Source organism: Dyella sp. 01N36 (assembly GCF_056399745.1).
Genome location: NZ_JBFTRY010000015.1, coordinates 15,023 through 27,760 on the forward strand (window position 1 = coordinate 15,023; position 12,738 = coordinate 27,760).

Below are 12,738 nucleotides of genomic sequence, written 5' to 3' on the forward strand. Positions count from 1 at the left end.
AGGGCCGTCGATTTGGCCGCCCCACAATGCATCGTAGGGTCAGGTGATGGCAGGCGCCAACGGAAACTCCCGCGCAAAGACCAGGCGCTCAACCACCTTGGGCTGATGGAACGGAAACGGCTGGACGACGACTTCCTGGTCGGACAGATGCCGTTCGTATTCGCGCAGCATCAGGCGCAGGCGTTTGCCTTGGAGGTTGGCGGGTACGCTGATACGGCCGACCCAGACGCAGGTGTCGAGTGAGACCAGTTGTGCGATCAGCTCTGGGGTGAGGTGGGTGATCTTTGCTGTTTGCGCAACGTTTGCTGTCGCCGCTTCCCGGCTAGGCGCGGGTGTCGTCGTTGCGACGTGTTGATCTTGGGCAAAGCTCGTCAGCATGGTGGCGCCGATCTGGTCGAGCAGGCCGAGCACCGCTTGTTGGGGGGTGGCGTCGGCGCTGGGGTGGGTCTGGTTGGGTACGTCGAACCAGTCGAGGTCGGTTTCGAAGGTCGTGTTCTGCCATTGCAGCACGACTTCGATGCGGTTGTGGCCGGGTCCGGGGCCAAAGTATTCACTTAGCAGGGACGACACGCCCGGATACATGGCGGCGGTGGAGCCCGCGCCTTGCGTGGGCACCGGGCCATACACCTTGAACGTATACGCATCGCGCGCTTTGGATACGTCGATGCGACGGCGCGGCAGGAGTTGCGCATAGGGCGCGACCACGACGGTCGACAAGCGTACGTCATGGTTCGCGTTGGGTTGATAGCGCACGAGGCACAGGCGAACGAAGGGCATGTAGCTGTCGCCGGCGTCGATGCGCACTTCGGCAAACCACTCGTTGCGCTCCGCATCGAAGTAGACGCGGTGCCCGGCAATCAGCATGTCTTGATTGGCTTCGGGAAGACGCTCGGTTTGCGTGTAGACGGCGTTGGGAAACGCGGCGGCGGTCAGCGTGCCGTGTGGCAACGTGGAGTCGAACAACGGGTCCTGTCCCCATTGGCTGACGAAAGCTTCGCTCGGCTCGGTCAGGTGGCACAGTTGTTGGGGATTGCTGCCCGAGATCACGACGACGCCCAATAGCTCGCCATCGCCGGAGGTGAACCAGGGGCGCTCCAGATAGATGCGCAAGGTGCCGCCGTCGCGTACCACGCGATGCACACCGCCGACCTCCGCGTCGGACCAGTGTTGCGTAGGCATGATGTAGACCAGGTGCGGCGGTTTGGGCCGGCCCGAGGCGGGGACGATGTATCCCTGCGGCGCAACGTTCGATAGGAGCAAGGGCGCGCCGCATGCCACGTCGGTCGCTTCAACGGTGTCGTCGTGATAGTTCGCAGGCAGCGCGAGCGCATCGCGCAAACAGGGCTGCCCTTGCCGCGTCACCTGTGCCGGGTCAGCCGTGATCGATGGCGGCAGGTATTCGCGAAAGCGCGTTGTCGCCAGCAGGCTGTAGCGTACGAAGCGGAACTTCTGGTCGCCGAAATCGTGGCGCACATGCGGGCGAACCGTGCCGCTGTCGGGCAAGGGTCCCAGGAGTCCGAAGTCCGACCTGGTGGGCTCGCTGGTGTCGATGCCGGGCTGCTCGATGCGCACGGGCTTGAGCCGCGCCGTGACGTGCTTGCGGTACGGCTTGCCTGCGGCCGGGTCGTCGATCCACTCCATCCAGTCGGCCATCACTTCGAGTTGACCGGTGCTGCGCGCGTGATAGCGCACGAAGGTTTCACCCTGGAAGTCGAGCCACGTGGCGCCCGTTTCGCGTTTGGTATGGATGGTGAGGAAGGTCGGCTCGCACACCGGATGCTGGGTGGCATGCACGAGGGTGAGCGTGCGATCGGGCGTCATCGTCCAGTTGGCGCCGCAGATACCGAGTATGGCCGCCCAGACACCGCCCAGCGGCGTGCTGGTCCATGCGGGCAATCCCATCTTGAGGATATGGTCCACGCGGATGCCGGTGGAGTAGCGCACGGGTGCAATCTCGCCTTTGCGCAGGAAGATCGTCAGCGTGCGTTTGGCGCTGTCCCAGGTCGGAAGGGCATGCGTGGCGTCGACGGTGTCTGTGCATGGCGCCGCGTCGATCTGTTCGGCCAGTTCGATGATGGCGATGCGGAATCCATCGATGTCAGGCCAGGTGCCTTTCAATGGCACGTAGAGCACGAGTTCCTGGGTGAGTGGAATGTAGTCGGCGTGCACGTTGTCGGCGGCGTCGATCACCACCGGCGCGACGATGCCCGGCACGCCGCGAAGTACGACGGCCGCTGCCGTGGGGTCAGGCAGGTAAGGCGTGGCCAGGCGATCTTCGGTGTGCACGACGTATTCGCCCGGCTGCAGTCGGAAGCCTTCGGGTGGTGACTGCGCCAGCGCTTGTTCTTTGGACGCGCCATCGATGGCGGGCGTGATGATCTTCACTGCTGCCCCGCCGTCATACAGGGTGCCGGCCTCGCGCTTGGCGATCAGGTCGAAGGCCTGGTGGATGGCGGCGTTCTTGCCGGGGCCGGCGGGTGCATCGAAGGCGTCGTCGAAGCAGCCGTGCTGCTCGGCCAGCGTCTGCGAGGTTTTCGGCGGCACCACGTGACGGAGATTGACATCGACGTATGCGAAACCGCTCACCAGTGGATCGTTTAGCGCATAGGGACCTTGCGCGATGTACTGGCTGGTGGACAGGCTCTGGTAGCCCGCGTCCGTCGCCACCACATCGGAGCGGATCACGGCCCGCTCCAACGACTCGCCTTCCGACACGCGGCCGTGCAGCGAGAGTACCGGCGGGTCCACGGGTTCCAGGCGGCGATAGGTGATTTCTTCGCTGGCCTGCTCCAGATCGGAAATCGACTTGTCGTCCAACTCCAGGCTGTTGCCGGCGAGGTCGACCGTGCGCGCGCGCAAGCGATAGGTATCGCCGAAGCGAAGGCGCGGCAGCGTGCCCTGTCGCGACTCCGTCACCGTCAGCACGGGCGACGCGCCGTCGGCGGCATCGGCATCGGCGTGCGCCTGCACGGTTTCTTCCTGGATCAGGCCGTGTTCGTTGATGGGCACGATGCGCTTGCCGGGACGTGGCGCGACCAGGCTCCAGCCAGCCCACTTGAACAGTGCCTCGTGCAGGTAGTGATCCTGGGTGTCCTTGTTGTTGTCCACGTCTTTCGGCGCGGCCTGGGTGGTGGTCGAAGGCCCTTGCACGCAACCTTCGTCCGGCACGTCATCGATGAGCTTCGATTGGTCCTTGGTGACCCGATACTTGGCGATGCGGGCGCACAGCGAGCGCCACTGGCCAGTGCGCTTCTCCCGCACATCCACGCGGAAGCCGCGCAGCACATCTTCGGCGTAGAGCAGCACGTTCGCGGACTGGCCGGCGTCGTCCAGTGCATCGTTCTTGAGCGAATGCGCAGCGAGGTCCGCTGCCAGGTCGGTAGCGCGGTTGTGGCGCGTCACGGTGATGCCGGCCGAGCGCAGCGCAGGCGTGGCCTCCTGGTTGTTGTTGGTGGTGTACGCGATCCCTGCCGGTTTGCCCAGAGGGTCGTCGTCGTCCGGATCAGGCGTGTTCTGCAGGTGGGTGAGCGTGCTGTTGACGAAGTTCACCGTCTTGATCGCTGAACCGTCGGCATCGACCTGGATCAGGCTGAAGGGTGACCTGCTGTCGGCGCCCTTGGCGTCATCCGAGCGCGCTACTTCCATCGCGCCGGCCAGCGCCAGGAATCCGTCCGTGACATCGGTGGTCGTGCGGCTGCGCACGATGAAGCGCCTGCCGGTCAGGTGCCAGGCCGTGCGTGGCGTGGAGTCCTCGGCGGTGCTGTGTCCACGGTGCTTGACCACCAGCTGCATGGTGCCGGCGATGCCGGCGGGGCTGGCACGCCCCTGTTCGATGAGTGGTTCCGCGCCGACCACGGTGGCATCGATGACCAGGCCGAGCGTGCGCATCAACTTCGGCGCATCACCGAACGAACCCACCACCTTGTGGAAGTCGTATTTCGGCGTGGGTATGGCTTGCCTGGTCACGGTGGGATCGGGATAAGGCACGTAGGTCGGCGGCGTCTCTTCCCGCGAATAGAACCGGTTCGCTTGGTAAAGCGCGTAAGCCGGCGTGCTCTTGCCGAACAGGTTCTTGAGGCCCGGGGGTAGATCGCCCGGTAGTGCACGCGTTGGTGTGTGCTTCTTGTTGGCGGTGAGGCGGCCGTCGATGCCGACGATCTGTTCCGGTACATATTTGCTGTGTTTGCCGAAGTATTCGCCACGCACTCGCTGGTCGATGTCGCTGTTCGCCAGCAAGTCGCCGATGCCATTGGGTCGGCGGTTGTCGTACTTGCGCCGGCCCCAGCGTTCGCCGCCGGCCGCCTGGGTGATCATCGGCTTGAACGGACTGCGGCCAATGGGGAACAGGGCGGGGCGATCCAGCCCCTGCTGTGCGGCGAGGTCGCCGTAGTGGTCCTTCAGGAAACGCACGACGTGGCGCACCGGAAAGGAATGGAGGTTGTGCTGGCTCATGTCCGTGTACACGAACGGCGCCACGCCCATGTCTGGCGTGAACAGCTTCTTCCAGCTGACGCTGTCGGCGACTTGGTCGACCTTGAGATCGAACGTCGCGCCATCTGTCTTCAGCCAAAAGCCGAGCTGTGCCAGCGTTGCGGGCCAGTCCAGGAAATCCGGATAGCCCGACAGCAGCGCCTGCGCATTGCCACTGTCCGGATCCGGGGTAAGCCTGGGTGAAAGCACGATGGACACGCGCAGGTGGCCCTGCTTGTCGAAGCCGTTGGGCAGCACGGTCCAGACCAGTTTTTCCGCCATGATCGTCTCCTTGCGAGCGTGGTTCCTTTCGCTCAGGCGAAAGCGTCGACGTAGTCGTGCCAGGGATACTTCGAGTCGTCGGTGACGGGCCCGGCTTCCGGCCCCATCAATGCGGCAAACGATGGATCGCCGTTGGAACCGGCAAAGCTGCGCTCGCAGTGGATGGCTGCGCTGACCGAGAACATGAACAGGCTCACCGCGATGGTCAGCGTGGCCTCGCCCTTGGCCTTGCCGGTGCCGCTGTCGTAGCTCAGCGCCAGGTAAAGCTCGATCGACACCGAGATGATGCCCAGCACGCTCACATTGCCGCCCAGGCGGAAGTAGCCCGCCAGCTGACAGGCATCCTTTTCCATGCGGAAGTAGATGCCGGCCATCACATGCACGCCGCCGGAAGCCACGCCGAAGTCCACCGCGATGGCGGCGCCAAACTCAAAGGCCGCCTCCATCAATTGCACGCCGTGCGGATCGATGGTGATGCCGAAGAAACCGCCACCACCGAACATCGAGACGGTGAGGCAGAACGGTTGTTCGCGTGTGCAGAAGTTGAAGCGCACCGACAACGGCTGGCCGATGAAGGGCACCGTGAAGCCAGCGCCCAGACTGAGATTGCTCAGGTTGAGCACACCGACGGCCAGGTTCGGCAGGGCCATCGAGAAGCTCGCGTCGATGCCTTTCGGTGAAATGTCCAGCGACGGCGGATCGGAAAAGCCATCCAGCGGAATCAGGTCCTTCAATGTTTCGACGAACTTCAATGGCCCGATGAAGTGGATGCCGTCGAACTTCACGTCCACGTCCATCTTGGCCGAGGAATCCGCGCGGAACTCGATCTTCTCGAACGCGAGCTTCATGAAGCCCAGCTTCTCGCCCAACAGGATCAGGTCGAAAGCGCGCAGGCCGCAGAGCACCTTCACATGCGCCTCGCCGGTGCTCTTCTTCACCTTGGCCTCGACCGCCACGATGAAGGCATCCTTGTCGCGCGGCTGGAACAGCGTACCCAGCGGGCCGTACAGCGTGTTGGACGGCTCAGGCCAGGGCTTTATGATGGGGTGCCAGTCAAAACGCACGGTGATCTCGTCGCCAAGCAGCGAGGAAAGCAACTGCGTGATGTCCGCCGCTTTATCGGTGATTGAGCGCAGCGTGATGGCGATCCTGTCGACGGTCCCGCGCACGCCGCCGGCGAAGAGGTTGATCTTGTCGAACGCCGCCTGGAAGTCCGTCAACGCGTTGCCCACGGCGTCGATGTTGTTCTTCAGATCAGTCGTGTTCGCCAGCAGGTCGGGCAATTGCTCGGGCTGAACAAGCAACTTGGACACCGCGTTGAACAGTGCCTCAGCGGGACCCACCATGGCCGGAATGCGCCTGATGTCATCGACTAGCGCCTGGATTTGCGCGACGCGAGTGCGTATCGGTACGAGCTGTTGCTGCACGACATTCTGCACGGCGGTGGAAAGTCCGCTGCCTGGCAACTGGGTGATGCGCAGGTTTACTGCCGCCAGCAAATTGCCCAGCTCGCCCTGCATGTTGTTGAGCGCGGTGGTGAGTCCGCTCGCTGGCGGCTTGAATGCATCGGCCGCCTTGATCGCGTTGATCAGGCCTTTGCCCGCGCCCGCGGCCTGATCGAGCTTGCCGGCCAGGGTGGCGGTGGTGGCATCGAGCGCCTGGATCTGCGGCTTGATCTGTTTGAAGGCCAGGTCGATGGCCTGCTCCAGCGCCGACTGCGCGGCCGATGAGGCCATGCCCTCGAGCTGACCGAGCAGGTCGTTGGTGTTGCCCAGGGCGCCGATGAAGTCTTGCAACGCGTCAGCCGCTTCGGAGACGAACTTCGGCAGCCTGTCGATGCCGTCCGTATCGATGTTCACCAGGTTGAGCAATTCGCCCAGCGGTATGCAGCCGAACAGCACGGGGTTGACGATGGCGCTGAAGGCTTGCGAGCCATCGAAGGCCCCGCTGTTGAAGGCGGCGACATCGCCCGCGAAGGGACCGGCGAGGCGTGACATGCCGGAGGGACGCAAGTTGGGTTGCACGAAACCGCCCGAACGGTCGCCCTTGCTGGTGAAGTCCAGGTCAGGGCCATTTTTGATATCGGCAAACACTTCGCCTTTGTCGAAGTCGTTTCGACGCGCGGCATACTGCTTGTTCCAGTGGAGCTCACTGCCGGTCGTGCCGCCGGTGAGGTAGGTGAGCGAGGGGATGAAGGCGGTGGCCTGCTGGATCGAGGGATAGGTCAGCGGCCCGGTACGCGTCGCCGGATCATGGCGCAGTTGACGCACCTCCATGCCGAACTCGATCTCCTCCAGTTCGCAGGACGTGTCGCCGTGCTTCTGGCTGGGCGCCATGCAGACACGTTGCCGGTGCGTAGTCGCCTTGCGCCATGGCTTATTGTCGTCGGTGTACCAGTCGGCCTGGACTTTATCGAAGTTCGTTTCTGCGTCGCTGCGATCGCCGTCGGGCGACGGATTGGCCAGTGAGTTGTCGATGAAGATGCCCGGCATCTCGAATGCGACGTGCTTGCCATCCAAGTCGGTGCCCACAAAGCGAAACCGGAACGGCGTGTCCTTATCGACGCAAGGCCAGAACATCTGCATGTCCTTGTCATCAACGTCCTTGCCGCCCGGATTCTGCAGATCAGGCGTGACATGGGTGAGGCAACGGATCTGGCTAAAGGGAAATTGGCGATGGAAATACCGCGTATAGGCGGAGTCGGCGACGCCGGGGAGGGCATCGCTCGATGGAATCGTCATCGTGGGATAGCTGTGCACCGGCTCGCGCACGATGATGAAGGTTCGCTGGCGCAGATAAGCAGGATTGCCGGGTCGGTCGTGATGGAACTTGCGCTCGCTCACTTTTACCAGCGAGACCTGATGACCAAACGGGCAGAGGTAGCCTTTGTAGACCACCTTCACGTAGTGGTCGCGCGCTTGCGTTGCCTGGTGCACCCATTCTTCCACCGACAGTCCGTGCGGCACCTTCCACGCACCGCGTGCATCCAGCCAGCCGCCAAGCGCAGACAGCATCAGCCGATGGCATTCGATGGGTTCCTGGTTGCCGTCTGAGATACGGAAGTTGCTCGACTCGTGGACGATGTTGAAGCGGTCGCGGTCGTCCAGCGTCATGCGGAACGGAACCGCGTTCGGCGCGGGCGTGGTGGTGGGTTTGGGAATGCCGGGATCAAATGTGGACGGCACCGATTGCGGCCCGAAGCGTGCCCATATGGCGCGCACTTGCGTGCCGCTGTTCGGGCCTTCCTTGAAGACGCCGGTCGTGCCGTCCAGGCAGCCCAGCCGCGTATGCCAGAGCGGCGTGCAGCCCGTCGGAGTGAAGGTCTGCGAAGTGATGGCATGCACGAAGCGGCCGGTCTCATTAGGCGAAAGAATCAGCCGATACGGCAGCTCCAGCGATGTTTGCGTGGCGGTGGGCAGGCTAGGGATGGGCGGAAGTAAATACCAGGACGGAGGTATCTTCGTGACCTCCAGACCCGCCGATCCGACCACGCCATACAGCGCCATGGCAGATGCGCTGTGCAGCGATTGATGCGCAGCGGGCCGAACCGTGCCGGCCACCGGCCTGCCTGGTTCGAGGACCTCCGTGCCAGCTTGTTCGGCGGGCACGGCGAGCTGGTCGGCACGCAGTTCGGCGCGACGCAACAGCAGATGCAGGCCTTCCGGTCCCCCGTTCTGCACAATGCGCAGGTTGCGCAGCGTCGTGGCGAGTGTGCGTGCCTGTTGACCCGGCGTGAGCGCGGCGAAAGCGGCGCGCTGGCGTTTCTGGAGCACACCGGTGAGTGGACCGACCACGATGCGCCGCGCAGGACCACGGGCCGCATTCGCGGTGATGCTCAGGGGAAGATGCAGGCAGGCTTCAAGTATGCCTTGCAAGGTGTAAGGCACCGGCAGCATGTTGGCATCGGCCAGCAGCTTGGCGTCGTAGCGGAACACGGCGCGGCTGCCGTTGGCAATGCGCGAAGGAATGGGCGGGAAACGCGGCGGCTCGCCGGCCATGTTCGCAGGAGGCGAAGTCGGCGGGCACTGGGGGTCCCTGTCCTTGATGCTGCCGGTGGGCGCCTGGTAATACACCTCTTCCGAGATCGATTGCGGCGCAAAGCGCAGCACGATGTAGCCAGTCTTGCCCTGTCTCGCCTTGAGCGTGGCCGGGCCGTGTCCATCGGGCGCGACCACGTCCAGGTTGATCAACGAGAAATTGATCGAAAGGAAGTCATCGGAGCGGATCACCGATTGCCCGATATCCACGATCGCGGCGATGCCGCCCACGATGGGTTCCACGCGCTTGAGCTGCGCGCGCTCGAAGCCGGCGACAAATCGCGGATCGTTGGCCAACTCGGCCAGGTCGCGCTGGATGGTGGCGCCGCGTCGCGTCTTGCTGGGCATGACCGTCCCTCCGTCGTGAAAGACTCCCATCGGAACGGAAGATCATTCATAGGCATCGGAGCGCACCGCAAACGTTCCCCACGCACGCCATGCGGGACGTGCATCGGTTCATGTCTGCCTAGCCGTTCGATCACGGCTTCCCAGTGTTCCCCGCCCAATCTCCCACGCCAGATGGTATGGACCGGCATTACGGCGGACCGTGGTTCAGGCAACACGAAACCGTGCCGACCAAGTCAGCAAACCAAGCCAGTCATTCCAAACGAATCCACTTCGCGACAGCCGATGTCGGCTGCGTACCCCAGCGGGACCGAAAGCGAACAGCGCCCCCGCGAACACCCCGGCGCAAGAGCCTACGGTAGCCGAGGTTAAGGTGGCGTCGAACTTTGAAGTCAGGGCTGGCGGAGACGCAAGCCCATAGCATCGCGGCAGTATCTGATGCCGAACAAACACGGACGGCTAAACGTTCGTGATTTGCATCGGCTCTTGCAAGGCAATGCTTGAGCCTCGGCAGCTCAAAAAGCGACTGGCGCCGCGTATTCGACGGTGTGGCGACGCGATGTGGCCAGCTTTGATTTATCGAAGTTGCAGCTGCATGCCTCAACGTCGGTCGCGGATTTGTCTATGCCTTTCATCCTAAGTAAAGCGCGTAGTTTCACGGATTACTCCGACGTCGCTGATATGGCAGTGTCACGTGCCCGTGGAGCGCGTACAGAAGATGACGAATGGTATTCGTGAATGTCTCCTGCCCGGCTTTCACGGTCGCCCCAAATGCGGATGCGTGAGCACTCGCGTTCCCCGTTGCCTGCTGGCACGGCACGGTGGAGCGCGCTGGATCGAGCGGCGATCTCGAATGCGCAAGGAAATGGGATAGCCGTCTGGCAGAACGTCCTGATAATTCTCTGGAGAACGTCAATGGAAGCAAATGACATTCGATTGATTGCGCTGGTCAATCGCCTGACCGATGCGTTCTATCCCAACCCGGATGATCCCGGTCCGGTCGGGCCGTGGGGACCATGGATCAGGGATGCGCTCAACGAGGGGCCACATCCCGAACCCTGGCGCAGAGCAGCAAGCACGGAGGACGATGACTGGTGGAAGAACAGTCCCGTGGGGCCACATCCGGGGCCACCTCTCAGGGCGATCCTTGCCGCACTGGCGGGGTTGAACGGCCTTTTCGACAATGAACTCACCGCCGGGGGTAAGAGACCTCATCCCAACTGGCATGGCGGCGGGTTATTGAGCGATCTTGTAGCGCTCAATCCTCAGCCACTGCCCCCGAAGGCTGGTGGAATTGGATTTGCGAGAGCCTTGGCATTCGTCGCGCTGCGGCGCGCGCGTGAGGCCGGTGGTGAGCAGGGTGCCAGTCTGCTGCGCCAGTTTTCTGAGGACTGGTGCGGCACCGTCATCCCGCTTCCAGGTCTGCCGAAACCTCACGACCCGGGCGAACCCCGCCCGCCTCGTCCAGAGGAATCGCTCGTGTTGGGCGCAACGCTGATTCGAGCGGCTCGCTTGAGCGAGGTCGCGACGCTGAAGCATGCAGCAGAAGAAGCAGGACAGCGGATCTTCAATTACGGACTGTCCGGCCTCGCCTGACCAGGAACGGGGTCAGCTTAAGTTCCGCGATCGAAGGGCAGTGAGGAACTCAACCTGATCCCCGTTTCAATCGTCGATTTCGTTCAGCCGTCTTTGAAATCAGCCAGCGGCATGGATGCCACTACCCATGTTGCCCCTCGCATTTGCGGATCTCTCTTTCTGGTTATTTACGCCCCCGGCAGACCGAGTAACCTGACCAGGCTACGTTCCTCTACGGAGCCTTGGCCATGCGCAAGTTGTTGAAGTACGCAGTACTCGCCGGGGCTGGTGTTGCACTCACCAGTTCGTCGCTTGTCACGTCTTATCTATCCCAAGCAAGGACTCTTGATCCTGCTCTGCTGGCCACTGCGATGTGTGGCAGCGGGTCGGCCACATGGTCTCTGACGCGCCACCTGGCATTTGCATCGGCTGTTGCCGGGCCAGCGGGCGTTGCATCGGCGCCCATGCCGCTCTTCGCCGATCTCACAGGATCTCGGCTCTTGATCACGACGCGTAGCGAGCAGGCCAGGCGCTACTTCAATCAGGGCTTGGTCCTCACCTACGGTTTCAATCACGCGGGAGCGGTGCGCTCATTCAGGGAGGCGCAGCGGCTCGATCCGGGTTGCGCGATGTGCTGGTGGGGCGAGGCACTCGCGCTGGGACCCAATATCAATGCTCCGATGGACGATCGCGACCGGACCAGCGCGCTGGCTGCGATGGATCGGGCGCTCGCACTTCGCGCGCACGCATCGCCACTTGAGCAGGCGCTGATCGACGCCATTGCGCGCCGCTACTCTCGCGATGCGAAGGCTGATCGTGCCGTGCTCGATGCGGCCTATGCCGACGCCATGCTGGATGTCGCGCGTCGCTTTCCGAACGACGACGACGTCGCGGTGCTCGCCGCGGAAGCGGCGATGGATACCAGCCCATGGAACTACTGGGAAGCCGACAAGCGAACGCCCGTAGGGCGCAGCGGTGAGGCCGTTGCGTTGATCGAGAAGGTGCTTGCCCGCCATCCGGAAAACCTGCAGGCGGCTCACCTCTATATCCATCTCATGGAGAACAGCGCCGATCCACGCCGCGCCGAAGCGGCTGCGGATCGTTTGGCGCAACCGCTCGCTCCGAGCGCGGGACACCTCGTCCACATGCCGGCGCATATCTATGCATTGACGGGGCGATATGCCGATGCCATGAGGGTCAACGTTGCGGCGGCCCGATCCGACGAAGGGCTGATTCGCCGTACCGATGACCACAGCCTGGTGCGTTACGGCTACTACCCGCACAACATCCATTTCATCGTCGCCTCGGCCCAGATGGCCGGCGACATGGACACCGCTATCCGCGAGGCCGGTCGACTGCGTACCGTGCTCGATCCGGAGACGTCCGCGCGCATTGCCTGGGTGCAGGCGATCGATGCTGCGCCTTATCTGGCGATGGCGCAGTTCGCGCAAGCCGAGGCGATACTCGCCATGCCACCGGCGGATGCGCGTCTTCCCTATGCGGTAGCCATGCGCCATTACTCACGCGCAGTCGCCCATGCCCAGCGACAAGATCGTGCCGCCTTCGACAGCGAACTGAGGGCGCTCGCCGCGCTGCGTGCTTCCGATGCGTTCGCGCCGATGATCGAGCAGGGGGTACCTGCACCCGATCTCCTTCTGCTTGCCGAAGCTGTCGCGCGTGGCAGATTTGCGCACGCGCAAGGCCGCTTCGACGAGGCAGCGGATCACTATCGCGAAGCCATCACGCTCGAGCGCAAGATTCCCTATCAGGAGCCCGCGTACTGGTACTACCCGGTCAGCCAGTCGCTTGGCGCGGCTTTGTTCGGAGCGGGGCGATTTGAGGAAGCCAGCCGAGCATTCCAGGCAGCGCTGCAGCAAACGCCGCAGAACGGCTGGGCGTTGTATGGACTGGCCCAAAGCGAAGATGCGCTGGGCCATCAAAGCGAAGCGGCCGCGGCGCGAGCGGCTTTTCAGCGCGCATGGCTCGGTGATCCATCGTGGCTGCGCATGGAGCGGCTGTGACGCGCAAC

4 protein-coding genes are annotated in these 12,738 nt (G+C 63.3%); 2 read left to right on the forward strand and 2 right to left on the reverse strand.

The genetic code is table 11. The features are described 5' to 3' along the window. Positions 1 to 39: 39 nt before the first annotated feature. Positions 40 to 4,752, reverse strand: a complete 4,713-nt coding sequence (locus tag AC1DMG_RS05615) for a hypothetical protein (RefSeq protein ID WP_441602075.1) — start codon at positions 4,750 to 4,752, stop codon at positions 40 to 42. A gap of 32 nt (positions 4,753 to 4,784) precedes the next feature. Beyond that, the gene (locus AC1DMG_RS05620) at positions 4,785 to 9,137 is read right to left on the reverse strand and encodes a hypothetical protein (RefSeq protein WP_441602076.1); all 4,353 of its coding nucleotides are present in this window, start codon (positions 9,135 to 9,137) and stop codon (positions 4,785 to 4,787) included. 912 nt (positions 9,138 to 10,049) lie between these two features. Between AC1DMG_RS05620 and AC1DMG_RS05625 the strand changes: the two genes are divergently transcribed. Beyond that, positions 10,050 to 10,730 carry a hypothetical protein gene (locus AC1DMG_RS05625; protein ID WP_441611356.1) on the forward strand — a complete coding sequence of 227 codons (681 nt, stop codon included), beginning with the start codon at positions 10,050 to 10,052 and terminating at the stop codon, positions 10,728 to 10,730. Positions 10,731 to 11,209: 479 nt separating this feature from the next. After that, positions 11,210 to 12,730, forward strand: a complete 1,521-nt coding sequence (locus tag AC1DMG_RS05630) for a tetratricopeptide repeat protein (RefSeq protein WP_441602078.1) — start codon at positions 11,210 to 11,212, stop codon at positions 12,728 to 12,730. Positions 12,731 to 12,738: the final 8 nt, after the last annotated feature.